General features: G+C 69.2%; 20 protein-coding genes. 10 read left to right on the plus strand and 10 right to left on the minus strand.

Annotation, left to right across the window (positions count from 1 at the left end):
• Positions 1-248 precede the first annotated feature (248 nt).
• Positions 249-1,682 (plus strand): MFS transporter, encoded by a 1,434-nt coding sequence (locus LY12_RS21360; protein ID WP_253859186.1) that lies wholly within the window; start codon positions 249-251, stop codon positions 1,680-1,682.
• Positions 1,683-2,872: 1,190 nt separating this feature from the next.
• A complete protein-coding gene (locus LY12_RS21365) occupies positions 2,873-4,270 on the plus strand; it encodes an HNH endonuclease signature motif containing protein (RefSeq protein WP_253859347.1) in 1,398 nt (465 codons plus the stop codon).
• A 207-nt stretch (positions 4,271-4,477) separates the two neighbouring features.
• Here the strand turns inward: LY12_RS21365 and LY12_RS21370 are convergent, their stop codons facing one another.
• The 6 genes from LY12_RS21370 to LY12_RS21395 all read right to left on the minus strand — a co-directional run bounded on the left by LY12_RS21370 (position 4,478) and on the right by LY12_RS21395 (position 12,182).
• A complete protein-coding gene (locus tag LY12_RS21370) occupies positions 4,478-5,626 on the minus strand; it encodes an aromatic ring-hydroxylating oxygenase subunit alpha (protein WP_253859187.1) in 1,149 nt (382 codons plus the stop codon).
• A gap of 273 nt (positions 5,627-5,899) precedes the next feature.
• Positions 5,900-6,748, minus strand: a complete 849-nt coding sequence (gene purU / locus LY12_RS21375) for a formyltetrahydrofolate deformylase (RefSeq protein ID WP_253859188.1) — start codon at positions 6,746-6,748, stop codon at positions 5,900-5,902.
• Between the two features lie 10 nt (positions 6,749-6,758).
• The gene (locus LY12_RS21380; RefSeq protein WP_253859189.1) at positions 6,759-8,132 is read right to left on the minus strand and encodes an L-serine ammonia-lyase; all 1,374 of its coding nucleotides are present in this window, start codon (positions 8,130-8,132) and stop codon (positions 6,759-6,761) included.
• Positions 8,132-9,058 carry a bifunctional 5,10-methylenetetrahydrofolate dehydrogenase/5,10-methenyltetrahydrofolate cyclohydrolase gene (locus LY12_RS21385; protein ID WP_253859190.1) on the minus strand — a complete coding sequence of 309 codons (927 nt, stop codon included), beginning with the start codon at positions 9,056-9,058 and terminating at the stop codon, positions 8,132-8,134. Before LY12_RS21385 ends, LY12_RS21380 begins: the two co-directional genes overlap by 1 nt.
• Positions 9,055-9,675 (minus strand): cyclodeaminase/cyclohydrolase family protein, encoded by a 621-nt coding sequence (locus tag LY12_RS21390; protein ID WP_253859191.1) that lies wholly within the window; start codon positions 9,673-9,675, stop codon positions 9,055-9,057. Before LY12_RS21390 ends, LY12_RS21385 begins: the two co-directional genes overlap by 4 nt.
• A gap of 41 nt (positions 9,676-9,716) precedes the next feature.
• Complete coding sequence (locus tag LY12_RS21395) at positions 9,717-12,182, minus strand: GcvT family protein (RefSeq protein ID WP_253859192.1); 2,466 nt, start codon at positions 12,180-12,182, stop codon at positions 9,717-9,719.
• A gap of 444 nt (positions 12,183-12,626) precedes the next feature.
• Here LY12_RS21395 and glyA point away from each other — a divergent pair, with 444 nt between their 5' ends.
• The 7 genes from glyA to LY12_RS21430 all read left to right on the plus strand — a co-directional run bounded on the left by glyA (position 12,627) and on the right by LY12_RS21430 (position 20,930).
• Entirely contained in the window at positions 12,627-13,925 is a 1,299-nt protein-coding gene (glyA, locus tag LY12_RS21400; RefSeq protein WP_253859193.1) for a serine hydroxymethyltransferase, read from the plus strand.
• Positions 13,925-15,154 carry a sarcosine oxidase subunit beta family protein gene (locus tag LY12_RS21405; RefSeq protein WP_253859194.1) on the plus strand — a complete coding sequence of 410 codons (1,230 nt, stop codon included), beginning with the start codon at positions 13,925-13,927 and terminating at the stop codon, positions 15,152-15,154. The genes glyA and LY12_RS21405 overlap by 1 nt, the downstream gene beginning before the upstream one ends.
• Before the next feature lie 10 nt (positions 15,155-15,164).
• Entirely contained in the window at positions 15,165-15,434 is a 270-nt protein-coding gene (locus tag LY12_RS21410; RefSeq protein ID WP_253859195.1) for a sarcosine oxidase subunit delta, read from the plus strand.
• Positions 15,431-18,262, plus strand: coding sequence for a 2Fe-2S iron-sulfur cluster-binding protein (locus LY12_RS21415; RefSeq protein ID WP_253859196.1), 2,832 nt, complete (start codon positions 15,431-15,433; stop codon positions 18,260-18,262). Before LY12_RS21410 ends, LY12_RS21415 begins: the two co-directional genes overlap by 4 nt.
• A complete protein-coding gene (locus LY12_RS21420; RefSeq protein WP_253859197.1) occupies positions 18,255-18,842 on the plus strand; it encodes a sarcosine oxidase subunit gamma in 588 nt (195 codons plus the stop codon). The genes LY12_RS21415 and LY12_RS21420 overlap by 8 nt, the downstream gene beginning before the upstream one ends.
• Before the next feature lie 46 nt (positions 18,843-18,888).
• Positions 18,889-19,971, plus strand: a complete 1,083-nt coding sequence (locus tag LY12_RS21425; RefSeq protein WP_372493591.1) for an S-(hydroxymethyl)mycothiol dehydrogenase — start codon at positions 18,889-18,891, stop codon at positions 19,969-19,971.
• A gap of 104 nt (positions 19,972-20,075) precedes the next feature.
• Entirely contained in the window at positions 20,076-20,930 is an 855-nt protein-coding gene (locus tag LY12_RS21430) for a methylenetetrahydrofolate reductase (RefSeq protein WP_253859199.1), read from the plus strand.
• Positions 20,931-20,963: 33 nt separating this feature from the next.
• Here the strand turns inward: LY12_RS21430 and LY12_RS21435 are convergent, their stop codons facing one another.
• The 3 genes from LY12_RS21435 to LY12_RS21445 form a co-directional block, all read right to left on the minus strand.
• Positions 20,964-21,413, minus strand: coding sequence for a MaoC family dehydratase (locus LY12_RS21435; protein WP_253859200.1), 450 nt, complete (start codon positions 21,411-21,413; stop codon positions 20,964-20,966).
• Position 21,414: 1 nt separating this feature from the next.
• Complete coding sequence (locus LY12_RS21440; RefSeq protein ID WP_253859201.1) at positions 21,415-22,611, minus strand: MFS transporter; 1,197 nt, start codon at positions 22,609-22,611, stop codon at positions 21,415-21,417.
• Positions 22,612-22,767: 156 nt separating this feature from the next.
• On the minus strand, positions 22,768-23,937 hold the full coding sequence (locus tag LY12_RS21445) for an alpha-hydroxy-acid oxidizing protein (protein ID WP_253859202.1): 1,170 nt from the start codon (positions 23,935-23,937) through the stop codon (positions 22,768-22,770).
• Between the two features lie 289 nt (positions 23,938-24,226).
• On the opposite strand from LY12_RS21445, the gene LY12_RS21450 reads away from it, so the two are divergent.
• The gene (locus LY12_RS21450) at positions 24,227-24,721 is read left to right on the plus strand and encodes a cupin domain-containing protein (protein ID WP_253859203.1); all 495 of its coding nucleotides are present in this window, start codon (positions 24,227-24,229) and stop codon (positions 24,719-24,721) included.
• A 184-nt stretch (positions 24,722-24,905) separates the two neighbouring features.
• On the opposite strand, the gene LY12_RS21455 is transcribed toward LY12_RS21450, so the two are convergent.
• Positions 24,906-25,490 (minus strand): PadR family transcriptional regulator, encoded by a 585-nt coding sequence (locus LY12_RS21455; protein ID WP_253859204.1) that lies wholly within the window; start codon positions 25,488-25,490, stop codon positions 24,906-24,908.
• Positions 25,491-25,552 lie beyond the last annotated feature (62 nt).

The following is a 25,552-nucleotide window of genomic DNA, read 5'->3' on the forward strand; positions in this document are numbered from 1 at the left end:
GCGAGTTTCGAGCGACACGACCAGCGAAAACGACCTTGGACGCGCAGTGGCCACGGAGCCGCACCGAACGATGTGACGGCTCCGCGGACGTCTGCGAAGAGGGGGTAGATTCTTGCTTCGAAGAGCGCTGACCGGCTACCTTATCGCGGACAGATATATCAGTAGTCGATCGCGGTCACAACCGCGATGCTGCCGCGGCATCGCGCCACCACCACTCGCCGCCGCACATCGCACCTTCGGGGAGCCCCATGACCGATAAGTCCAGGCGACCGCGCCGGGGCCTGACGCCCCCCGTGGTGCAAGAAGAGCGAACGGTCCGCCGCGCCACCGGCGCGGCCGCGGTCGGCAACGTCGCGGAGTGGTACGACTTCGGCATCTACTCCTACCTGGCCGCGGTCGTACTGGACCGGGTCTTCTTCCCGGACCTCGGCCAGTGGTCGGCGGTCTTCACCCTCGGCGCGTTCGCCGCCGCGTTCGTCATGCGACCGCTGGGCGGGCTGATCTTCGGCAGACTCGGCGACCGGTACGGCCGCACCAAGGTCCTCTCGGCCACGATCCTCCTGATGGCCGTGGCCACGGTCCTGCTCGGCCTCGTGCCCAGTTACGGCGCCGCCGGAATGCTGGCCCCGGTGCTGGTCCTGATCATCCGGATGCTGCAGGGATTCTCCGCCGGCGGCGAGTACGTCGGGGCGCTGACCCTGATGGCCGAGTACGCACCGGACCGCAGACGCGGATTCTTCGGCAGCTGGCTGGAGTTCAGCACGATCACCGGCTACACCCTCGGCGCGAGCACCTGCGGTGCAGTGATCGCGCTACTGCCCGACGACCAGCTGATCGCCTGGGGCTGGCGCGTGCCGTTCATGCTCGCACTGCCGTTGGGCATCGCCGGGCTGTACCTGCGCATGCGCCTGGAGGACACCCCGGCGTTCCGGCAGCAGATGGAGCGCTCCCCCGCACTGGCCACGATGTCGACCAGGCGCGCGGTGCAGATCGTGCGGCGTCACTACCGCACCGCGGCGCTCGTGGCCGCGGGCGTGGTCGTGGCATGGAACGTGACCAACTACGTGCTGACCAACTACGTGCCGACCTATCTGACCGGCACGCTCCCCCGCTACGGCGAGAGCGGGACGACCAGCGGCATCGCCACCGGATTGCAGGTGGCCGTCATGCTCGTGATGCTGTGCGCGATCGTCAGCGTCGGACGACTCAGCGACCGCATCGGCCGTAAACCGGTACTGATGACCGGAAGCGTGGCGCTGGTGCTGCTCGGCTTGCCGGCCGTGTGGCTGCTGCGCACCGGGATAGCGGGCCAGATCGTCGGGTTGCTGATCATCGGTATGTGCCTGATGTGCTTCGCGGCGGTCTCACCGTCGACGTTGCCCGCACTGTTCCCCACCATGATCCGGTACAGCAGCCTCGCGGTGATCTTCAACCTGTCGGTGTCGCTGTTCGCCGGTACCGCGCCCACCATCATCGAGGCCGCGGTCACGGCGACCGGCAACCTGGATTGGCCGGGTTACTACCTCATCGGCGCCGGCATCATAGGCATCGTCGCCACCCATTTCCTCCGCGAGCACGCCGGTAAACCGCTCGACGGCGCCGCTCCACTGACCTCCAGCGCCGAACTCCCACCGCCCCCGTTGTCCGAGGACGGCGTCCCGCTGGAACCGCCCCGGCACTAGTACTCCCGCAGCTCGGGCTGGCCCTGGTTCGCGGGTTGGATCGTCGGTAGTGGCGTTGTCGTGCTCGGTGCCGGGACATCGGCGCCGTGGTGAACGGCCGATTCGAGGCTCGATGTCCACGACCGGTGCGATGATCCGTGTGGGGCACAGGTGTGGATTTCGTTGCAGGTCAACGAAATCCACCTGTCGGGTTGCGTGGTCACACCCCCTCCTTCGCGGGCCGTGACGACGGAAGGAAAGGCACGGGCGAGCACGGCCAAGTGCTCCAACGGAGCCAGGAGCGGCCTCAGGCGTCGGTGGCCGGAGTTGATACCAGGCGTCGTTGCCAGGCTTCGGTGGCAGGCGTCGTTGCCAGGAGCCCCTGCGGCGTAGCTGTCCACGTGTATTGCGGCGGTCTCGAAGCGACCGCATCGGCGCGAAGAGTTCCCGTCCCGGTGCTGGTTCGCCGATCGCGGCTGATGGCAAGACCCTGGCCGGCCCGGCTATTCCAGACGCGCGCGGAGTCCCGGGTCGGCGCCGGACGCCTCTCACCTGCCACCCATGAGGCCGCGACACGGCATCCAGGGCGTGTTCGATCAGCGCGTTCAATCGGCACCGTGGTGAACGGCGTGGTCGATCGGCGTGGTCGCGAGGGCGGGTTTCGTCGCGAACGCAGTGGTCCTCGATTCCGGACTCCGCGCAGCGATCCGGGTCGTTGGTCCACGAGACCGGAAGATGCAGAACCCGAACGAGGAACGTGTGTTCTACCGTGGCGGAACAGATTGAGGCCTGCCGTGGTCAGGGCACTCTCGCGTCTTCGAACGTCTCCGGCCGCGTCGCCGGCCTGCGTCTTCGGCGCTACGCCGACCCCCGCAGCCCGCCAGCTGATCATCATTCGTCCACCCGACCGACCATACTCAACCGGCTGCCACAGCCGTCTCCACCAGCAACATCACAGAGTCCGGCCGAGGTGCCGAGGCCGGAACTTCCCGCCGCGCATTGCCGGGCCGACGTAGGTGCCGCCGGATCGATGTGGGTGCCGGGTCGATACGACTTCCGGGCCCGACGTGCAGGTCGAGACCACCGGCGGAGGCATGGACCGGGATCTTTCCTCCGCCGAGCCTTCGGTGCATGCCACCGGAGTCCGGTTCACCCTATTGTGCAATGGCAGATTCGTACACCAGTTCGATAGCGTGGGTGTTGTGGATGACATGGGGGACGACAGAGTTAGTGACGACGGTGTTGGTGACAGCATCGAGCAGCTGCGGGGCCTACGTGCCTGGCGGGCGCAGCGCGACGCCGAAGAACTGGCACTACTGGCCGACCTCTCGGCGGCGGTGGGTGACGATCGCGGGTTGGCGGAGGAGCTGACCCCGGTGTTGCGGGTCTCGACCCGTGAGGTCGAACGCCGCATTGACGACGGCAAGTCGTTGACCCGGCGGATGCCGCGGCTGCTCGCATCGATGCGCACCGGCGAGCTCGAGGCGTACGGAGCAAGGCGGGTGCTGACCGTCGTCGATCCGCTCGATGATGACGCGGCCCGCCAGGTCGACGAGCTGCTGGCCGACAAGCTGGTGGAGGCGCCGGAAACGGCGTGGCAGCCAGGAAACCTGGCCCAGCGCGCACGCCGACTCGCGGAAAAGGTGGACCCCGGCGGGCGAACCCAGCGTGCACGGCGGGCGCGGGCAGAGCGGAAACTGGAGCTCACGCCGGGCGAGCATGCGATGTCTACGTTGGAAGCCAGCCTGCCCGCCGAGGTCGCAGCGGCCTGCTACTCGCGGGTCGATGGGATGGCACGGTCACTGCGCCACGGTGGCGACGGGCGCACCCTGGAACAACTACGTGCCGACGTGACCGCCGACCTGTTGCTCGGGCGCGATGTCGGCGTGACGGCGCCGGAGGCGGCGGCCATGGTTTACCTGCACCTTCCGGTGGATGCGGCCCTGACGATGTCTGATGAGGGGTGCGAGCTGGACGGCTACGGACCTGTCCCGGCGGCGATCGCGCGGGAGATCATGACCAACGAACGCAGCACCTGGCGCGCGGTGCTGTGTGATCCCGGGACGGGTGAGCCGGTCGATCTGGGTCGTACTCGGCGGCGGCCGAGTGCGGTGATCCGTGACCTGGTGCGGGTGCGAGACCGCGAATGCGTCATGCCCTGGTGTCACCGGCCGGCCCGGCACTGCGACCACGACCACGAAACGCCCTGGGCCACCCCCGACCGGAGCGCTGGCGGTGGCGCTGGTGGTGGGTCCACGTCGGTGGCCAACGGCGGCCCCCGCTGCCGACGACACCACCGCCTGAAAGACCAACCCGGCTGGAGCACCCGCTACGACCCCGCCCGCGGCATCACGTCCGTGACGATGCCACACGGAGCGACTTACACCGCACACCGCGAGCCCGTCCTCACCCCGAGTCGCACCGCCCCGACACGCGACACCCAGCCACACCGCGGCCCAGCCCACCACGGCCAGGCACCCCACAGCCGGGCACATCAAAGCCACGACCCGGCACGCGACGCCCTGGTGTGCCGCCGAACCGCCGCAGCCGAACCGACGCGAGAAACGACCGACCCGGAACACCAGGACGACGCCGGCCTACCGTTCTAGGCGGACCCGGCCATCAGGCTGGTCACACCGAGTTCTCACGCCGAGTTCGGTGGGCCTTCCGACAACCCTGGGCCTCTTCGCCCACCCGGCCATGGGCGCAAAGAGGCCCCGCGCCTTTCCGAGCTGCCCCTGGAGGCCGGAACTGAACTCTCCGTCCTCCCCCAGGGGCGCAACTGCTACCCGGCGCGGGGCCCTTCCGAGACGGGGTCAGCCGATGTGCTCGCGGACCCAGTCGTGGAACTCGGAGATGTGGTGCTCACTGGGCACCAGGACACCGCCGCCTGCGTAGGCACGGGAGTCCATGGCCAGCTGGCAACGCTCACACGCGTCGAAGTCCTGCTGGTTGACCCGGTGGAACAGCTCCACGGAGCGGTCGATGTCGACGCCCGAGTCCACCACGTCCGGCAGGTAGAGCCAGTCGCAGCGCACCAACGTGCGCTCGGCGGTCAGCGGGAACATCCGGTGGAAGACCACGTGGTCGGGCACCAGGTTGATGAACACCTGCGGCCGTACGGTGATGGCGTAGTAGCGGCGGTCCTGTTCCTCGCTGACCCCGGGAAGCTTCTCCAGGCCCTCCGACCCGTCCACAGTGAAGCCCTGGACGTCCTCACCGAACTCGGCGCCGTGCCCCACGAAGTACTGCGCCGCCAGCCCGTCGGCGAACTCCGGGAGCACCTCGGTGAGCTCGGGGTGGATCGTGGCGCAGTGGTAGCACTCCATGAAATTCTCGACGATCTGCTTCCAGTTCGCCTTCACGTCGTACTCGATACGCCTGCCGAGCTTGAGATCCGCGACCTGGTAGCCGACGATCGCATCCGGGGTTCCCAGCCGCGCGCTGACATCACCGATCACGGTGTCCTCGAACGACGGTGGCTCCTCGGCCAGGCACAGCCACACGTAGCCGAGCCACTCGCGCACATGCACCTCGTGCAGCCCGTACTGGGTGCGGTCGATGTCGTCCATCGCGCCCAGGTTCGGCGCGGCGATCAATGCGCCGTCGAAGGAGTAGGTCCAGGCGTGATACGGGCACTGGAAGGACCGGCGGACCTCGCCCTTCTCCTCGGTGCACAGCCGCGCGCCGCGGTGGCGGCAGACGTTGAGGAACGCCTTGATCGCACCGTTGCGGCCTCGCGTGACCAGCACGCTCTCGCGTCCGATCTGGACCGTCTCGAACTGCCCGGGCTTGGCCACGTCCGCGCTGAGCACAGCGCAGAACCACGTGGCTTCGAAGATGTGCTCCTGTTCCAGGCGGAAGATCTCGGGGTCGGTGTAGTAGTGCCCGGCCAGGGTCTCGCGCAGGCTCTCGGGAAGGTCGCCTGCCTGCTCCTGTGCGGTGGGAAGCTCACCGGTCGTCATGGGTAACGCTCCTCGTCGGAGAGAAGTGGGGCTCTCGCTGCGGCGCGAACACAGCGGGCGCCGGCTCGAATTCGATGATGGTGTGGCAGTAGGGCTCGGGCGGGCGGTGATTGCCCGCCGGGGCGGAATCACGCAGGTTTTCGCCGCGCGACGGCGGTCCGCGGCCGCGGGGCCACCGAGCGACTCGCGCGTGGCGACGGCGCGGTGCGTTGCCGGGAACACCGGGAGAATCGCGGTTCGCGGGCCAAGATACTCGCACTTCTTGCCTCGCGGCTAGCGGAACACCACGGTGCTGTTGCCGTTGAGCAGGACACGGTTCTCGCAGTACCACCGCACCGCCCTGGACAGCGCCAGCGCCTCGGCGTCCCTGCCCACGGTCTGCAGCGCGGCCGGGTCGTAGGTGTGGTCGATGCGGATCACCTCCTGCTCGATGATCGGACCCTCGTCGAGATCGGGGGTGACGAAGTGCGCGGTGGCACCGACGAGCTTCACGCCCCGGTCGTAGGCCTGGTGGTAGGGCTTGGCGCCCTTGAACCCGGGCAGGAACGAGTGGTGGATGTTGATCGCCCTGCCGTGCAGCGCCTTGCAGGTCTGATCGGAGAGAACCTGCATGTACCGGGCGAGCACCACCAGATCGGCCTGATGGTCGTCGACCAGCTGCAGCAGCTGCGACTCGGCCGCCGGCTTGGTCTCCGAGGTCACCGGCACGTGATGGAACGGCAGGCCGGCGGCCTCCGCCATCGGGCGCAGGTCCTCGTGATTGGACACCACGGCCACGATCTCGGCGCCCAGTGCTCCGGCCCGCCACCGGTAGATCAGGTCGTTGAGGCAGTGCCCAAGCTTGGAGACCATCACCACGACCCGGGCGTCGCGGTCCGGGTGCAGCTCGAAGTTCATTTCGAAGTCGGTGGCCACCGGCGCGAAGTCGTGCGACATCGCATCCAGGTCGACCTCGGCGGCGGCGGTGGCCTGTACCCGCAGGAACAGACGCCCGCGCACCGGATCGTCGAACTGCCGGTACTCCACGATGTCGCAGCCGTGCTCCACCAGGTAGGAACTGACGGCCTGGACGATCCCGGTGCGGTTCGGGCAGCTCAAGGTGAGGGTGAACGATCGTGTCACGGGATTCTCCTCAGCATTCCACGATGTTGAGCGCGAGACCGCCACGCGCGGTCTCCTTGTACTTGTCCTTCATGTCGGCCCCGGTCTCGCGCATCGTCTTGATCGCCTTGTCCAGGGACACGTGGTGCCGGCCGTCTCCGCGCAGCGCCATCCGGGCCGCAGTGATCGCCGTGATCGCGGCCACCGCGTTCCGCTCGATGCACGGAATCTGCACCAGCCCGCCCACCGGGTCGCAGGTCAGCCCGAGGTTGTGTTCGATGCCGATCTCGGCGGCGTTCTCCACCTGCTCCGGCGTGCCGCCGAGCACCTCCGCGAGCCCGGCCGCGGCCATCGAGCAGGCCGATCCGACCTCGCCCTGGCAGCCGACCTCGGCTCCGGAGATGGAGGCGTTCTCCTTGAACAGCACGCCGATCGCCCCTGCGGTGAGCAGGAAACGCACCGCGGCGTCGTCGTCGAAGCCGGGCAGGTAGCGATGTGCGTAGTGCAGTACGGCCGGCACGATCCCGGCCGCGCCGTTGGTCGGCGCGGTCACGACCCGGCCGCCAGCTGCGTTCTGCTCGTTGACGGCCAGGGCGAACAGCGTCACCCACTCCATGTCCTGCGCACCGCTGCTGTCGCCCTCACTGCCCTCGAGGCTCGCGCGCAGTTCGCGAGCGCGGCGGCGGACCTTGAGTCCGCCGGGAAGCGTGCCGCCGGTGTTCACACCCTGCTCCACGCACTCCTGCATCACCGACCAGATGTGCAGCAACCCGGCACGAGTCTCGACCTCGGTGCGCCAACTGCGCTCGTTGGCCAGGACGACGTCGCTGATCCGCGACCCGCTGGCGGTGGTGTGCGCCAGCAGCTGTTCGCCGGTGCTGAACGGGTGGCGCACCGGGGTGTCGTCCTCGACAAGCACCTGCCGTCCCGCTTCGTCCTCGTCGAGGACGAAGCCGCCGCCGACCGAGTAGTACTCCCGGCGGTCGAGCCGCGCTCCTGCGTCGTCGAAGGCTTCGAACACCATGCCGTTGCTGTGGAAGTCGAGCCGGGTGTTGCGGTGCAACACGACGTCCTCGTCCACGTCGAAGGCGATCTTGTGTTCGCCGCCGAGGCTCAGCCGGGCTTCTTCGCGCGCGGCCTGCACCTGCGGTTCGGCGGCGACCGGGTCGACCAGGTGCGGCTGCTCGCCTGCCAGCCCGAGCACCACGGCCTTGACACTGCCGTGCCCGTGCCCGGTCGCGCCCAGCGAACCGAACAGCTCGCACCGCACCTGCTCGACCCGCGGCAGTGTGCCGGTCTCACGCAGGTGCTCGACGAACAGGTACGCGGCTCGCATCGGGCCGACGGTGTGCGAACTCGACGGCCCGATGCCGACCTTGAACAAGTCGAATACGGAAAGGCTCATCAGTGCTCCGAACCGGTTCGCGGCTGGGCCCCGGCGGCGTGCCGGAGCCGGCGGACACTGCGGGTCGCCGACCACACGGTGTGCTGCAGCAGCAACGCAGTGGTCACCGGGCCCACTCCCCCTGGTACTGGGGTGAGCCCTGCGACCTGCACGGACGGATCGACGTCGCCGACGAGTCCGCCGTCGGCTGTCGGGTTGGTGCCGACGTCGATGACGATCGCCCCGTCCCTGACGTGCTTGTCGGTGATCAGGCCGGGCTTGCCGACCGCGACCACCAGCACGTCGGCATCCGGAGTGAACGCGGTCAGCTCCGGGGTGTGCCGGTGGCAGACCGTGATGGTCGCGTCGCGCTGCAGCAGCAGCTGCGCGACCGGTTTGCCGACCACGTTCGAGCGCCCCACCACGACGCAGTTGCGCCCTGCCAGCTCGACCTCGTGGTGGTCGAGCAGTTCCAGGACCGCGGCGGCGGTGGCAGGCGGGTACGCCGGCAGGCCCGCGGCCAGGTTGCCGAGCGAGACCGGGTTGGCCCCGTCGACGTCCTTGCGAGGGTCGATCGCCGAGGCGAGGTCTTCGAAGTGAGCCCCCGCCGGCAACGGGGTCTGCAGGATGATGCCGTGCACCGATTCGTCGGCACTCAGCGTCTCCAGCGCGGCGCGGATCCGCTCGACCTCGGCGCCCGCACCGAGGTCGACCGTCCGGCAGTCGATCCCGGCCTTGCCCGCGGCGCGGGCGATCGAGCGCACGTACCAGGCGCTGGACTCGTCGTCGGTGGCCACCACCACTGCCAGTCCCGGCGTGACACCGGAGTCGGCGAGTTCGGCGGCGTCGGCCGCGGCTCGTGCGCGGATCTCGCGGGCCAGTCCGCTGCCGCCGAGCTCTCGCACGGCCGCGGTGGTTCCGGGTTCGGTGGGCTGAATCGTGGTCATCGCAGGATCTGCTCCCGGACGGCGGAGGTGACGGTGTCGGCGCGCAGCAGGGTGTCGTCGGTCTTGACGATCGCCTCGTCGAGTTCGGCGTGGACGTCGGGATCGGTGATTCCGGCGAGATTGATCTCGACGTTGACCCGGGCGGTCGAGATCGCCGCCCGCGCCGCGACCGCGGCGGCCGCGACATCGCTGATCACGTTGGGGTTCCCGATCGGCCGCAGCAGCTCGGCGAGCTCGACGAGCCTGGCGGACAGGACGATCACCCGCGCCGGGACCCGGCCCGCCTCGGCGAGCGCGGCCGCGATGGCCGCGGAGCGCTCGTGCTTCTCCTCGGCAGTCTGCTTCGGCAACTTGTAGGCGGCCGCGACCGCGCCGAAGGCCTCCGCGTCCTGCTCGGCCAGTTCGAGGCAGAGCCCCCGCAACTCGTCGGCGGCCTCGCACGCCTCCCGAACGGTGACGGCGTGCTCGGCGTACTTCTCGCCGTCGCTGTAGTGGGCGACCATGGACAGCAGCGCCGCGGACTGCGCCGCGTGCAGCGCAGCGGCCGCCCCACCGCCGGGCGCGGGCACCCTGGCGGCCAGCTCGTGCAGGTAATCCTCGATGGTGTCGGTGCGCATGGACGTCCTTTGTGGTCGTGCGCTCTCAGGCGCGGTGCTGGTCACCGGCGGATCCGGTGCATGTCCGGGTCGACAAGGGGCTCGGCCGCGACGGTCGCGGCCACCATGCGGTCGAAGTACTGGATGCGCACCTGCGTTCCCTCGACGGCCTCGGCGGGCAGCCAGGCGTAGGCGATGGGAGTTCCGAGGGTGTGCGAGAACGCGGCAGAAGTGACGTAGCCGGAGGCCACGCCGTCGACGAACACCGGCTCGGAGCCCAGCACCACGCTGCGCTCGTCGTCGATGGTCAGGCAACGCAGCTTCCGCGTGACCGAGTCGGGGTCGATCGCTTCGAGGGCCTCGCGGCCGACGAAGTCGCCCTTCTGCATCCGGACCGCGAATCCGAGGCCGGCCTCGAACGGGTTGTGCTCGGTGGTCATGTCCGCACCCCAGGCGCGGTAACCCTTCTCCAGCCGCAGGCTGTTGAACGCCGCGCGGCCGGCAGCCACGACGCCGTGCTCGCGGCCCGCCCCGTAGAGCACGTCCCAGAGCCGCTGGCCGTACTGGGCGCTGGTGTAGAGCTCCCAGCCCAGCTCACCGACGTAGGACACCCGCATCGCCGTGACCGGGATGCCCGCGATGCGAATCTCCTTGCAGCGGAAGAACTTCAGTGCCTCGTGCGAGAGGTCCTCCCGGCTCAGCGGCTGCACCAGATCGCGGGCCCGCGGACCCCACACGCCGATGCAGCAGGTACCGCCGGTGATGTCACGCAGTTGCACACTGCCGTCCTCGGGCAACTCGCGGCGCATCCAGTCGAAGTCGAGATTGCCGTTGGCGCCGACCTGGAACAGTTGCTCCTCCAGCCGCGCCACGGTGAGGTCGCTGCGCACGCCGCCTGCCTCGTCGAGCATCAGCGTGTAGGTCACCGAACCGACCGACTTGTCGAGCTTGTTGGTGGTGAGCCGGTCCAGGAACGCCAGCGCTCCGGGGCCGCTGACCTCGAGCCGCTTGAGCGAGGTCATGTCGAACATGGCGACGTCGGTGCGCGTCTTCCACGCCTCGACCGCGGCGATCGGGCTGTGGTACATCGCCGCCCACGCGTCGCGGGCCGGTGGCTGCCATTCCATCGGCAGTTCCTTGACCAGCGACCCGTTCGCCTCGTACCAGTGCGGCCGCTCCCAGCCGTGGGCCTCAAGGAACACCGCGCCCAGTTCCTTCTGCCGGGCGTGGAACGGGCTCACCCGCAGGTCTCGCGGGGAGAGCTTGGGTTGCAGCGGGTGCTTGACGTCGTAGACCTCCACGAATTGGCGCGCGGCGGTCTCCTCGACGTACTCCGGGATCGTCTCGATCTCGTCGAAGCGGTGCACGTCGCAGCCGTGCAGCTCGATCTCGCTGCGGCCGTCGACCAGCAGCTGCGCCACCGATCGGGCCACGCCCGCGGAGTGCGTCACCCACACCGCCTCGGCGATCCAGAAGCCCGCCAGGTCCGGGGACTCACCGACCAGCGGACCGCCGTCGGGGGTGAACGACATGACGCCGTTGAAGCCGGTCTCGACCGACGCCGACTCGAGAGCGGGCAGCAGCCGCTTGGTGTACTCCCACGAAGGAGCGAAGTCCTCGTCGGTGAACGGCAGCACCGAGGGCATGGCCAGCTCTGAGGGCTCGTCGAGCTCGGGCAGATCGCTGAGCCGCACCGGAATCGGGCGGTGGGCGTAGGTGCCGATGCCCAGCCGGTCCACGTGCTCGCGGTAGTAGAGGTCACGGTCCTGGTGACGCAGGATCGGCAGCTTGGCCTCGGTGCGCTCGTCGTTGCGCCCGGCGAGTTCGGGCAGCTGGTCCGTCTTGGCGTACTGGTGCGCCATGGGCAGCAGCGGCACGTTCATACCGGCCATCTCGCCGAGCTGCTGCCCCCAGAACCCGGCGCAGGACACCACGATGTCGGCGGGGACCTCGCCCTGGTCCGTCTCCACTCCGGTCACGCGGCCGCCCTGCTGGTTGATCCCCAGCACCCGGACCTCACCGCAGAACCGGGCGCCGCGGTCGGCCGCCCGCCGCGCCAACGCCAACACCGCACGGGGGGCCTTGGCCAGACCGTCGGTGGGCGTGTGGAACCCGCCGAGAATGCGATCGGCCTCGAGCAGCGGGTGCAGCTTGACGCACTCCTCGGGGGAGATGACCTCGCCGGGAACGCCCCAGGACGTGGCCAGCCCCTGCTTGCGGTGGAGGTCGGCCAGCCGTTCCGGGGTGGTCGCGACTTCCAGTCCGCCGACCTGGTTGAAGCACCAGCCCTCGTCGGGGTTCAGGCTCTTGAACTTCTCGACGGTGTAGGTGGCGAACTCGGTCATCGTCTTCGACGCGCCGGTCTGGTACACGAGTCCGGGCGCGTGCGAGGTCGAGCCACCGGTCAGCGGCAACGGCCCCTGGTCGAGGACGGTGACCTGGTTCCACCCGCGGCTGGTGAGCTCGTCGGCCAGGTTCGCACCGACGATCCCGGCTCCGACGATGACGACGCGAGGGGTCGTGCTCATGCAGGTCTCCTTACGGGACGGCGAGGTTTCGAACTGAGAAGCGATACACGCCTTCGGCAGGCGGAACTCGTTACTGAGAAGGGATTCGGGGTGTGCGGCGCCGTCGGCCGCTCCGGAAGGGCGAACGTCCACCCCTCTGACCGAGGACTGATATATCAACTGCACAACACGGTAGGACGACGGCTGTGATGCGGTCAACACGTAGCTGAAAATTCCTGGTAGATCGACTTCTGCGCCGCCTCGCGACGAGAAGTCCGGTCCGGCCGTTCCGGTGCCGCCCTCCGGGCACCCCGGCTTCAGACCGAACCGCTGAGGCCCTTGACCACGCGGCGCACGGTGCTACCTTGACATTCATCTGATATGTCAGTTGGCTTTCAGGTGATCTCAGCGTCCGGCCTGCGAACCCTCGATCCCCCTGCTGCGTGCCAGCGCGGAAGGAGTCCCATGAATTCGTCCACCGATGACCTGTTCGACCACCCGCTCTCGACGGTGGACCCGGAGGTGGCGACGGCGGTCGGCGCCGAACTGGGCCGCCAGCAGAACACGCTGGAGATGATCGCCTCGGAGAACTTCGCTCCGCAGGCGGTACTGCAAGCCCAGGGCTCGGTACTGACCAACAAGTACGCCGAGGGCTACCCCGGCAAGCGCTACTACGGCGGCTGCGAGCACGTCGACGTCGTCGAACAGCTGGCCATCGACCGCGTCAAGGACCTCTTCGGCGCCGACTACGCCAACGTCCAGCCCCACTCCGGCGCCCAGGCCAACGCCGCAGCCATGTTCGCCCTGCTCAACCCCGGCGACACCATCATGGGGCTGGACCTGGCCCACGGCGGGCACCTCACGCACGGCATGCGGATCAACTTCTCCGGCAAGCTCTACAACGTCGTGCCCTACACGGTCAGCGACGACACCCATCGCGTCGACATGGACGAGCTCGCCCGACTGGCCCGCGAGCACAAGCCGCAGCTGATCATCGCGGGTTGGTCGGCCTACCCTCGCCAGCTCGACTTCGTCCGCTTCCGCGCCATCGCCGACGAGGTCGGTGCCTACCTCATGGTCGACATGGCCCACTTCGCCGGTCTCGTGGCCGCCGGACTCCACCCCAACCCGCTGCCGCACGCCCACGTCGTCACCACCACCACCCACAAGACCCTCGGCGGCCCGCGCGGCGGCGTCATCCTGTCCAACGACACGGAGTTCACCAAGAAGCTCAATTCCGCGGTCTTTCCCGGCCAACAGGGCGGTCCCCTCGAACACGTCATCGCGGGCAAGGCAGTGGCCTTCAAGGTCGCCGCCGGCGAAGGATTCGCCGACCGTCAGCGCCGCACCCTCGAAGGCGCCCGGATCCTGGCCGAACGCCTTCAGGCCGACGACGCCCGCGAAGCTGGTGTGCGACTGGTCTCCGGCGGCACCGACGTGCACCTCGTGCTGGTCGACCTGCGCGACTCCGCACTCGACGGCCAGCAGGCCGAGGACCGCCTCCACGAGATCGGCATCACCGTCAACCGCAACGCGGTACCCAACGACCCCCGCCCACCCATGGTCACCAGCGGGCTGCGCATCGGAACCCCGGCGTTGGCCACCCGCGGCTTCGGCTCAGGGGAGTTCACCGAGATCGCCGACATCATCACCGAAGCGCTCCAACCCGGCTTCGACGAGGCCACCAGCGCCGACCTCCGCGCTCGCGTCGAAGCGCTCGCCAGCAAGCACCCCCTCTACCCGAACCTGATCGGAGGGTTCTGATGCCGCGTACGCCCGGTGCCGATCTGCCGGACCACCCGGACTGGCTCTGGAACTCGCCTGAGCCGAAGTCCTCCTACGACGTGGTGATCGTGGGTGGTGGTGGCCACGGCCTGGCCACCGCCTACTACCTGGCGGTCAACCACGGCATCACCAACATGGCGGTGCTGGAGAGCGGATGGCTGGCCGGCGGGAACATGGCCCGCAACACCACGATCATCCGCTCGAACTACCTCTGGGACGAGAGCGCTGGCCTCTACGAGCACGCCATGAAGCTCTGGGAAGGCCTGGAGGACGAGCTCGACTACCCGCTGCTGTTCTCCCAGCGCGGGGTGCTCAACCTCGCCCACTCGCTGCAGGAAGTGCGGGACAGCAAGCGGCGGGTCGGGGCCAACCGCCTCAACGGCATCGACGCCGAGTGGCTCGACGCCGACCAGGTCGCCGAGATCTGCCCGATCCTGAACACATCGGAGGACCTGCGCTACCCGGTGCTGGGCGCCACCTGGCAGCCGCGGGCCGGCATCGCCAAGCACGACCACGTCGCCTGGGGCTTCGCCCGCGCCCTGGACCGGATGGGCGTGGACCTCGTCCAGAACTGCCAGGTCACCGGTTTCGACCGGATCGGCGACCGGATCACCGGCGTGCGCACCACCCGCGGTGACATCGCCGCGGGCAAGGTCGCCCTCGCCGCCGCAGGCTCCACCTCGGTGCTGGCCGACGAGCTCGGCCTCGCGCTGCCCATTCAGAGCCACCCGCTGCAGGCGCTGGTCTCCGAGCTCCTCGAACCGGTTCATCCCACCGTGGTCATGTCCAACGCGGTGCACGTCTACGTCTCCCAGGCGCACAAGGGCGAACTGGTACTCGGCGCGGGCATCGATTCCTACAACTCCTACGGCCAGCGCGGGTCGTTCCACACCATTGAACGGGAACTGACCGCCGCGGTGGAGCTGTTCCCGATGTTCGCCCGCGCGCACGTGCTGCGCACCTGGGCGGGCGTCGTGGACGTCACCCCGGACGCCTCGGCGATCATGGGGCTGACCCCGTTCGAGAATCTCTACGTCAACTGCGGCTGGGGAACCGGCGGATTCAAGGCCACGCCCGGGGTCGGCTGGTGCTATGCCCACACCATCGCCCACGACGAACCCCACCAGCTCAACGCACCCTTCAACCTCGACCGCTTCACCACCGGCGCCCTGGTCGACGAGCACGGTGCCGCCGGCGTGGCCCACTAGGAGAGCCGCCATGATGCTGATTCCGTGCCCGTGGTGCGGGCCGCGCAACGAGACCGAGTTCCACTACGGCGGACAGGCCGACGTGTCCTACCCCGCCGACCCGCAAGCGGTGTCCGATGTGGACTGGGCGCGGTTCCTGTTCTTCCGTGCCAACACCAAGGGCATCTTCACCGAGCGGTGGAACCACCAGGCGGGCTGCCGCCGCTGGTTCACCGTCCGCCGTGACACGACCACCAACGAGATCTTCCACGACGACTCCCACGAGGCGGTGACGAGGTGACTGGCGAGTACAGGCTTGCCGACGGGGGCCGGATCGACCGCGACCGCCCGGTCCGGTTCCGGTTCGACGGCCACGACTACGAAGGATGCGCCGGCGACACGCTCGCCTCGGCGCTGCTGGCCAACGGCGTGCACCAGGTCGGCACCAGCATCCGCTACGGGCGCCCGCGCGGAATCGCCGCCGCCGGCCCGGAAGAACCCAACGCGCTGGTGCAGATCGAAGAGCCCTTCCCGGAGCCGATGCTCACCGCGACCACGGTCGAGCTGCGCGACGGCCTGGTCGCCTCCGGGCTGCCAGGGCAGGGACGGTTGGCCACCGAGCCCGACCCGGCCCGCTACGACGCGATCAACGCGCACTGCGACGTGCTGGTCGTCGGCGCCGGCCCGGCAGGGCTGGCCGCTGCCCGGAGCGCGGCCCGCAGCGGAGCCAGGGTGATCGTCGCCGACGCCGACACCGAGTTCGGCGGCAGCCTGCTCGGCACCCGCGACGAGCTGGACCAGGCGCCCGCCTGGCGCTGGATCGACCGCGTCACCAGCGAGCTGCAGGCCTCGCCGGACGTCACGGTCCTGCCCCGGACCACCGTCTTCGGGTGCTACGACGACAACTACCTCGTGGCCGTCGAGCACCGCGGCGAGGACGCCTTCACCCGGCAGCGCGCCTGGCACATCCGTGCGCGCGAGATCGTGCTGGCCACCGGCTCGCACGAACGGCCGCTGGTCTTCCCGGGCAACGACCGGCCCGGCACCATGCTCGCCTCGTCCGCCCGTACCTACCTGCACCGCTACGGCGTGCTGCCCGGCCGCCGCGCCGTCGTGTTCACCACCAACGACAGCGCCTACGCCGCGGCCGTCGACCTGCACGACGCCGGGGTGGAGATCGCGGCCGTGGTCGACGTGCGTCCGGTGGCCACCACCGTGTGGACCGCCCGCTGCGTGGAACGGGGTATCCGGATCCTCACCAACTGTGCGGTCACCGGCACCTCCGGCGCGGACCGCGTCAGCGGCGCACAGGTCTCCTCCCTGCCCTCCGGCGACGCGGCTCCGGCCGAACTGGACTGTGACCTGCTGCTGGTCTCCGGAGGCTGGAACCCGGCGGTGCACCTGCACAGCCAGGCACGCGGCACCGTGCGTTACTCCGAGGAGCTCGGGGCACTCGTCCCGGACCGCACTCCCCGTGGGGTGCGGACGGTGGGCGCTGCCGCCGGAACCTTCACCACGGCGGAGTGCCTGCGCGCCGGGTCGGAAGCGGGCAGCGACGCGGCTCGTGAGGCCGGGTTCCACGCGGACGTTGCCGAGGTGCCCGGCTCCCCCTCCGGTCCTGTCACACCGCCGCAGCCGATCTGGCTGCTGCCTGGCCTGTCCGCGGACTCCGACGACGAGCAGTTCGTGGATCTGGCGCGGGATGCGACGGTCGCCGACGTACGCAAGGCCGTCGGGGCCGGCATGTCGTCGGTGGAGCACATCAAGCGGTTCACCACCATCGGCACCGCCCACGACCAGGGCAAGACCTCCGGCCTGCTGTCCTCGGGCGTGATCGCCGAACTCCTCGGCGTCGAGGTCGCCGAGGTCGGCGCCACCACGTTCCGCCCGCCCTACGCCCCGGTGGCCTTCGCCGCGCTCGCCGGACGGGACCGCGGGGACCTCTACGACCCCATCCGGGTCACGGCGATGCACGATTGGCACCTCGAGCAGGACTGCCCGTTCGAGAACGTCGGCCAGTGGAAGCGGCCGTGGTACTACCCGCAGCCCGGCGAGGACATGGAGTCCGCAGTGCTGCGCGAGTGCCACGCCGTGCGCACCGGGGTGGGCATGCAGGACGTCTCCACACTCGGCAAGATCGACGTGCAGGGCCCGGACGCGGCCGAGTTCCTCGACCTCGTCTACACCAACAAGATGAGCACGCTCAGGGTCGGGCGGATCCGCTACGGGGTCATGTGCCACGCCGACGGCATGGTCTTCGACGACGGCACCGTGATGCGCACCGGCGAGCACCGCTATCTCGTCTCCACCACCTCCGGCGGTGCGGCCGGCGTGCTCGAATGGCTCGAGGACTGGTTGCAGACCGAGTGGCCCCACCTGCGGGTGCACCTCACCTCGGTCACCGAGCAGTGGGCCACCATCGCCCTCGCCGGCCCCCGTTCTCGCGAGGTGCTGGCCCGGGTGACCTCCGACATCGACCTGACCAACGACGCGTTCCCGTTCATGTCGTGGACCGACGGCACCGTTGCGGGCAGCGGCGCCCGGGTGTGCCGGATCAGCTTCTCCGGCGAACTCGCCTTCGAGATCAACGTCCCCTGGTGGCACGGCCGACAGGTGTGGGAAGCCCTGCACCGCGCGGGTTCCGAATTCGGAATCACGCCCTACGGCACCGAGACCATGCACGTGCTGCGCGCCGAGAAGGGCTTCCCCATCGTCGGACAGGACACCGACGGCACGGTCACCCCGCACGACCTCGGGATGGGCTGGGCGGTGTCGAAGAAGAAGGACGACTTCCTCGGCATGCGCTCGTTCAGCCGGGAGGACACGGCCCGTTCGGACCGCAAGCACCTCGTCGGGCTGCTACCACCGGCCGGGTCCGCTGTCGTGCCGGAAGGAACCCAGCTGGTGGACTCCACCGAGCTGCCCGCACCCCCGGTTCCCATGCTCGGGCACATCACCTCCAGCTACCGCAGTGCCGCCCTCGACCGCCCCTTCGCGCTGGCCCTGGTGAAGAGCGGCCGCGACCGCATCGGGCAGACCATCTACGGCCACGTCGGTGACGAGCTCGTGCCCGTCGAGATCACCGAACCGGTCTTCTACGACAAGGAAGGAAACCGTCGCGATGGCTGAGCTCCACGGCGAATCCCCGCTGGTCACCCGCGCCGAGACGTTGGCAGGCTCCTCGGTGCCCGGTGTGCTGCACCTGTCCGAAGTGGCCTTCACCGCCCAGGTCACGCTGCGGGTCGACCCGAAGAGCCCGGCGGCCGAACGCATCGGCACGGCCGTGGGCACCATGCTGCCCAACCAGCCGGGACAGGTCGCCCGCACGGAACGGCTGCAGATCCTGTGGATGGGTCCGGACGAGTGGCTGCTGATCGGCCCCGAGGGCGGCGCGGAGCAGCTCCAGGCCACGCTCACCGAGGCTCTCGGTGAGGAGCACGGCTCGGTGGTCGACGTCTCGGGCCACCGCACGATCGTTGAGGTCACCGGGCCGAAGTCCCGCGAGCTGCTGGCCAAGGGCTGCGCGCTCGACCTGCACCGGCGCAGCTTCGCCTCCGACCAGTGCGCGCAGACCCTGCTGGCGCGCACCGGGGTGGTGCTGCTGTGCCGGGACGTCGAGCAACCGAGCTTCTGGATCTTCGTGCGCTCGTCCTTCGCGCGTTACCTCGCCGACTGGCTGGCGGACGCGGCCGCCGAGTACCGGGTCTGAAACCGGGCACGACGGCGAGCCCGAGCGACGGCGAATGGAGCAACCAGTGACCGAAGTGCGCGCAGTCGTGGCCATGGGTGAGGGAAAACCCGTGGAGGTCACCACGATCCACGTGCCGGACCCCGGTCCGGGTGAGGCCGTCGTGGACGTACAGCTCTGCGGAGTCTGCCACACGGATCTGCACTACCGGGAGGGCGGCGTCGCCGACGAGTTCCCGTTCCTGCTCGGCCACGAGGTGGCCGGCACGGTGGCGGCCGTCGGCGACGGCGTGCGCAACGTCGCGCCGGGCGATTTCGTCGTGCTCAATTGGCGCGCGGTGTGCGGCAGCTGCCGGGCTTGCAGGCGCGGTCGCCCGCAGTACTGCTTCGACACCCACAACGCCGAGCAACCGATGACCCTGGCCGACGGCACCCCGCTGTCGCCGGCCCTGGGCATCGGCGGGTTCGCCGAGAAGACCTTGGTGCACTCCGCGCAGTGCACCAAGGTCGGTCCGACAGCGCGCCCGGCGGTGGCCGGGCTGCTGGGGTGCGGCGTGATGGCAGGCATCGGCGCCGCGGTGAACACCGGTCGGGTCGGGCCGGGCGATTCCGTGGCGATCATCGGCTGCGGCGGCGTCGGTGACGGCGCCGTGGCCGGGGCGGCGATGGCCGGGGCGAGGCGGATCATCGCGGTGGACACCGCACCCAAGAAGCTCGACTGGGCGTGCCAGTTCGGCGCCACGCACACCGTCAACGCCTCCGAGGCCGACACCGTCGAGGCGATCCGCGAGCTCACCGGCGGCGTCGGCGCGGACGTGGTGATCGACGCGGTCGGGACGCCCGAGACGTACGAGCAGGCATTCTACGCCCGGGATCTGGCCGGGACCGTCGTGCTGGTCGGCGTTCCGGACCCGCAGCTGCAGCTGGACCTGCCGTTGCTGGACGTGTTCGCCCGCGGCGGCACGCTGAAGTCCAGTTGGTACGGCGACTGTTTGCCGGAACGGGACTTCCCGATGCTCACCGAGCTCTACCTGCAGGGTCGGCTGCCGTTGGAGAAGTTCGTGACCGACAAGATCAAGTTGGACGGGGTCGAGGCGGCGTTCGAGAGGATCCACCGCGGTGACGTGCTGCGGTCGGTCGTGACGTTCTGATGGCGGTCCGGCTGGAGTATCCCCCCGTCGCGGGCGCGCCCTCCCCCGACGGCGAGGTGCACGAGGTTTCTGCACACGTTCCACCACCCGAAGAGGAGCCCCCGATGTCGTCTCACCCGTCCGTACGCCACCGGGCCGCGCTGGCCGGAGCGCTGCGCAACGCCTCCTACGAGGTGCTGCCTTTCCCCAGCACCGAGGACAAGGTGCTCGGCCACGTCCCACCGGAGGTGCCACTGACGGTCACCGCCACCGAGGCCAAGGGCATCGAGGCGACCGTGGAGCTCGCCGTCCGGCTGAGCAAGAACGGCTACCAGGTGGCCCCGCACCTGTCGGCCCGGCTGATCCGCTGCCACGCGGAGCTCGAGGACATCGCCGTACGACTGCAGGAATCCGGGATCGAGCGGATCTTCGCGGTCGGTGGCGACGCCGCCGAACCCGCCGGGGAGTTCGCCGATGCGGAGAGCCTGCTGGTGGCCCTCGCCGAAGCCGGGCGCTCCTTCCGCAGCGTGGGCATCGCGGGCTATCCCGAGGGGCACGGCAAGCTGCCCGATGCGGTGATCGACGAAGCGCTACGTGCCAAGGCCGGCCACGCGCACGAGATCATCACCCAGCTGTGCTTCAACCCCGACACCACGATCGACTGGGCTCGCCGGCTGCGCTCCGAAGGCATCCGCACGCCGATCCGCGTGGGCGTGCCGGGCTCGATCAACCGGCAGAAGCTGATCCGCGTGTCGGCAGGCCTCGGGCTCGGCCAGTCCGCACGTTTCCTGGCCAAGCAGTCCGCCATGTTCTGGCGGTTCTTCCTGCCCAACGGTTACCGCCCCGACAAGCTGATCAGCGGACTCGCCGACCGGATCGGCCGCAGCGACAACGAGCTCGCCGGGCTCCACGTGTTCACCTTCAACGATCTCGCCAGCACCGAGCGCTGGCGGCAGCGGTGGCTCGCCCAGCTGGAGTGAGCGCACGCGGCCGAGAGCTGGACCGCTCGCCGGTCAGGCGTCGTCGCCGCCTCGCCACTCCGGCATCGCCATCGTCCAGCACACGGCGGTTCCTTCCAGTGCCGTGGTTCCGTCGTCGCGGGTTACCTGCGTGATGAGCTTCGTGATCGGCTTGTCGTCCCTGACCTCGGTGACCTCGACGCGTCCGGTGATCGTGTCGCCCGGCCGCACCGGGGCCGTGAAGTTCCACGACACGCTCAGGAAGACCGTCCCCGGACCGGGCAGTTTCTCCGCTACCACCGCGTTCAGCACGGCGCTGGTGATCCCGCCCTGCACGACGATCTCGCCGAACCGCGACGATTCGGCGGCGGCCTCGTCGTAGTGCAGCGGGTTGCGATCGCCGCTCAGCTCGGTGAACAGGATGATGTCGCTCGAACCCACCTGCCGGGACAGCTCCGCACTGGAACCCACCTCCGGCTTGCCGTTCGGCCACACAGCGGACATGTCACTCCTTTGTGGATAGGGTTGTGGGGCGAGCTCGGGAACCGAAGGAACGCATGGCCAGCGCACCGATCACCGGCCCGGGAACCAACGCGAGGAACGCGAACTGCCAGCCGACCACGGCTGCTGCCAGCGGCACCACCTGGATACTGACCACGGTCAGCGCGAAGCCGATCGCCGTCTGGGCGGTCAGCGCCGTCCCGACGTAGCGGGAGTCGGCCGTCTCGCTCAACGACACCGAGAACACCCCCGAATCCGCGATGACGGCAGCACCCCACACCGCGCAGAACACCACCAGCACCACCGGCGGCGCATCGAGCGCCAGGGGCGAGAACAGGCAGCACGCACCACTCACGGCCAGTGCCGACACCGCGGCGGGAGAGCGGCCGAACCGGTCGGATACCCAGCCGCCGAGAAAACAACCCGCCGCACCCGCGAGACCCATCGTCGCGAACACCACCAGCTCGACCACCTGTGGCGCATCGGGTGCGTCGCGTGCCAGCAGGAACGTCGGGATCCAGGTCCACAGCGCGTACAGCTCCCACATGTGGCCGAAGTAGCCGAGGTTGGCCAGCCGCGGCCTGCGTTCGGTGAACATGGTGAGGGCGTAGCGCGGATTCGGCAGCGGGCTCCCCGCTCCGAGATGCGGTCCCGGCCGCACGACGGTGATCGCGACGAGCGCGCCGAGACCGCCGAGCGCCGCCGCGGCCAGCAGCACCGATCGCCACGGCAACGAGCCGAATCCCGCGATCAGGTGCGGCACCGACGAACCGACGGTGAGCGCGGCGATCAGCATGCCCATCGACACGCCCCTGCCGGACTGTCCCGACCAGGACACCATCAGCTTCATGCCCACCGGGTAGACACCGGCCAGGAACACCCCGGTCAGGAACCGCAACGGGAGCGCAGTCGCCATGCCACCGGCCAACAGTGCCAACACCACCGTGCAGACCGCCGCCGACGCCGCACTCCCCGCGAGAAGCAGATGCGGCCGCACCCGGTCGGCGAGGTTCAGCGCGGCCGACCCGACCGCACCCACGACGAATCCGATCTGCACCGACGCCGTCAGCCACACCGCCGCCGCGGCCGAGATACCCCACTCGACCCGGAGTGTCGGCACCACCGCCGACATGGAGAACCAGACCGCCAGCCCGAGCACCTGCACCGCCGCGATCGCGATCCTGCGCTGCAGCGGACTCATGGCTCGGCGGGGAGGAGGAGCGCGGTCGAGCCGGCCACGTCGCCGTCGGCCTCGGCGACCGCCCGCGGGCATCGGCCGGCGCCGGTTGCGCGTCCGGGGCCTGAGCCGCCAGGACGGGATGTGGTTCGCCAGGATTCCGGCTGTGAGCCCGTGCCGTCAGTGCACACGTTCCACACCCGCCGCGCGGAGCCGGTCCAGGGTCGGGTAGCCGTCGACGGCCATCAGCAGGTCGGCCTCGGCCAGGAAGGAGCGGAGATGGTGCACCACTCCGTCCTCTCCCCCGACCGCGAGGGCGTGCACGTACGGCCGTCCCGTGCCGACCGCCGTCGCCCCCATCGCCAACGCCTTCACCATGTCCGAGCCGCTGCGCACGCCCGAGTCGAACAGCACCGGGATCTCGCCGTCGGCGGCTTCGACCACCTTCGGCAGGGTCTGCAGCGCGGGTAGTCCGCCGTTGGCCTGCCTGCCACCGTGGTTGGAGCAGTAGACGCCGTCCACGCCGAGATCCTTGGCCTTGCGCACATCGTCGGGATGGCTGATGCCCTTGAGCACGATCGGCAGCGACGTGGCCTCGCGAATCCATTGGAGGTCGGACCAGGCCGTCGCGTAGCCGAAGACGCTGGCCCACAACGCCGCCGTGGCCAGCGGATCTGCCTCGGGGTCGCCACCGAGCCGGGCGCGGAAGTGTTCGTCGGTCACGTAGTTGGCCAGGCAGTATCCCCGCAGTTGCGGGAAGTTCGCCGTGTTCAGGTCGCGGGGGCGCCAGCCGGTGACCCAGGTGTCCAGCGTGATCACCAGGGCCGAGAAGCCCGCGCGTTCGGCCCGCCGAATCAGGCTGAGCGCCAGCTCCCGGTCGTTCGGTGGATACAGCTGGAAGAATCCCGGTGTGTCACCGAGTTCGGCCGCGATGTCCTCCATCGGATCCTGCGACAAGGTCGACACGACCATCGGAACGCCCGTGCGCGCGGCGGCACGGGCGGTGGCCAGGTCGCCGTGGAAGTCCTGCGAGCAGATCCCCAGCACGCCGATCGGACACAGAAACAGCGGGTGCTCCAGCTCGATGCCGAACAAGCTCGTCGACAGGTCCCGCTCGTAGGCACCCTCCATCATCCGCGGAACGAGCCCCCACTTGGCGAACGCCTCGACGTTGGCACGCTGCGTGCCCTCGTCCCCGGCGCCCGATCTCACGTACGACAGCACCCACGGCGGCAGCGCCTCGGCCGCGCGCTGCTCCATCGTCGCCGCGTCGGCAGGGAACCGGGGTTGCACACCTCGCATCCCGTTCAGATAGATCTCCAGCTGGTAATCGCCGTAACGCGGGGACATGACCCGACCTCCCGAGCACATCGCCCACGAGCGCGGGCGAGCGAACCGTTCACCTGCGCACAGCCGCGCGGGGCCGTACGGTGACCCCCAAGATCGCCGGTGCCGTGCCGCCCGTCAACCGCGGGCCGCCCGGCCCCGTACCCGGCGGTGCCCAGGGGTCCCACCCACTGCGCGCGTTCAGGGGCACATACCTGCGCGACACCGTGAAGGGAGCCCATCGCAGCGGGTTCGGCAAGGCCGGGAGACAACACCTGACTGTCATGCTGACGAGCGTCAATATCATCAACTGATGACGAGAGGACACGAGATGCAAGAATCCGAGATCGTCGTGGGTGACCTACCCAAGGGAATCACGGCCGCCGGTGAAGCCGTGGGAAACAAGAGCTGGAACATCCTCGGTCACCGATATGTGGCCAAAGTCGAGAGCAGCACCAGCTTCGCGTGGCTCTCACTGGATCCCGGTGACACCGGCGTTCCACCGCATCTCCACCCCAAGCAGGACGAGCACATCTACGTCATGGAGGGCGTGTACACGCTCTACCTCGACGGCGAGTGGACCACCGCGGGTCCTGGCGACACGGTCCGCATGCCAATGGGGCTTCCGCACGCGTACTACGTCAAGGGTGACCAATCCGGCAAATCGCTGTTCTGGGTGAGTCCAACAGGAAAACTTCCTGCGTTGTTCGAGCAGCTTCACAACCTCGAAGACCTCGACGAGGTCGTGCGCCTATCCGCCCTGCACGATGTCGACTTCCTGCCGCCCGGATCCGTCCCCGGCGCCTGAGATCTTTGAACCGTTCTCGCATGATGCGGGTAATCAGCGGAGCCTCAGCGGTCTACTCCCCCACGAAACCCTGATTTCCCCGACCGTGTACAACATCCGGTCCGGGTAAGCGAGAAGACCGCTGAGAAACTCCCTTCTACAAGCTTTCTGACGGGCGGCAAGCAGTCCTGCCACGGCTTCACGTTCAGTAGCCGTGCAGCTCGTCGACCAGCGTGAAGCCGTCCTCGATCCACGCCAGCTCGGTGCGGGCGCGAGCGATCAGCCCGTCGTAGGCGTAGATCTTGCATCGGACCGCGAGCTCGGCCTCCCGCTCGTCCAACTTCTCGATTCTCGCAGCCAGCGTGGGGTGGGTGCGGTCGACGAGACTCTCCCGGGTGCGTTCGAGCATCGTCAGGTGCTCTTCCCAGTACGCCTGTTGCTGCCGCAGTTGTTCACGCACGGCTGCCGGGTCGGCGAACTCGAAGTACGCGGCCTTCAGGTAAGCGGGGTCTCGCTGCCGCTGCGGTGCCAGCGGCGATTCCATCCATTCCCGGAACTCGACGCGCCCCTCGTCGGTGACGTGGTACTCCTTCTTCGTCCCCTTCTTCCCCCACGGAACCTCGACCGAGGTGAGCAGTCCGTCTCGCTCCATCCGGTTGAGCTCCGGATAGATCTGCGAGTCCGGAGCGTGCCAGACGTGCGCCACCGACCGGCTGAAGCTCTTCGAGATGTCGTAACCGGTCATCGGACGACCGGTCAGCAGCGCGATCAGCGCCCATCGCAGCGACAAGTTCCCCTCCTCTCCGAGTCGGTCACGCTATCCACTCTTGCCAACTCACTATATCGATAGAT

The sequence above is a fragment of the Prauserella alba genome (assembly GCF_024171735.1).
Classification (GTDB): Bacteria; Actinomycetota; Actinomycetes; order Mycobacteriales; family Pseudonocardiaceae; genus Prauserella; species Prauserella alba.

Excerpts from the sequence above, each read along its gene's own strand:
- LY12_RS21360 (WP_253859186.1), top strand. The coding sequence starts at position 249 with ATGACCGATAAGTCCAGGCGACCGCGCCGGGGCCTGACGCCCCCCGTG.
- LY12_RS21365 (WP_253859347.1), top strand. The coding sequence starts at position 2,873 with ATGGGGGACGACAGAGTTAGTGACGACGGTGTTGGTGACAGCATCGAG.
- LY12_RS21370 (WP_253859187.1), bottom strand. The coding sequence starts at position 5,626 with ATGACGACCGGTGAGCTTCCCACCGCACAGGAGCAGGCAGGCGACCTT.
- LY12_RS21380 (WP_253859189.1), bottom strand. The coding sequence starts at position 8,132 with ATGAGCCTTTCCGTATTCGACTTGTTCAAGGTCGGCATCGGGCCGTCG.
- LY12_RS21385 (WP_253859190.1), bottom strand. The coding sequence starts at position 9,058 with ATGACCACGATTCAGCCCACCGAACCCGGAACCACCGCGGCCGTGCGA.
- LY12_RS21390 (WP_253859191.1), bottom strand. The coding sequence starts at position 9,675 with ATGCGCACCGACACCATCGAGGATTACCTGCACGAGCTGGCCGCCAGG.
- LY12_RS21395 (WP_253859192.1), bottom strand. The coding sequence starts at position 12,182 with ATGAGCACGACCCCTCGCGTCGTCATCGTCGGAGCCGGGATCGTCGGT.
- glyA (WP_253859193.1), top strand. The coding sequence starts at position 12,627 with ATGAATTCGTCCACCGATGACCTGTTCGACCACCCGCTCTCGACGGTG.
- LY12_RS21405 (WP_253859194.1), top strand. The coding sequence starts at position 13,925 with ATGCCGCGTACGCCCGGTGCCGATCTGCCGGACCACCCGGACTGGCTC.
- LY12_RS21410 (WP_253859195.1), top strand. The coding sequence starts at position 15,165 with ATGATGCTGATTCCGTGCCCGTGGTGCGGGCCGCGCAACGAGACCGAG.
- LY12_RS21420 (WP_253859197.1), top strand. The coding sequence starts at position 18,255 with ATGGCTGAGCTCCACGGCGAATCCCCGCTGGTCACCCGCGCCGAGACG.
- LY12_RS21430 (WP_253859199.1), top strand. The coding sequence starts at position 20,076 with ATGTCGTCTCACCCGTCCGTACGCCACCGGGCCGCGCTGGCCGGAGCG.
- LY12_RS21435 (WP_253859200.1), bottom strand. The coding sequence starts at position 21,413 with ATGTCCGCTGTGTGGCCGAACGGCAAGCCGGAGGTGGGTTCCAGTGCG.
- LY12_RS21440 (WP_253859201.1), bottom strand. The coding sequence starts at position 22,611 with ATGAGTCCGCTGCAGCGCAGGATCGCGATCGCGGCGGTGCAGGTGCTC.
- LY12_RS21445 (WP_253859202.1), bottom strand. The coding sequence starts at position 23,937 with ATGTCCCCGCGTTACGGCGATTACCAGCTGGAGATCTATCTGAACGGG.
- LY12_RS21450 (WP_253859203.1), top strand. The coding sequence starts at position 24,227 with ATGACGAGAGGACACGAGATGCAAGAATCCGAGATCGTCGTGGGTGAC.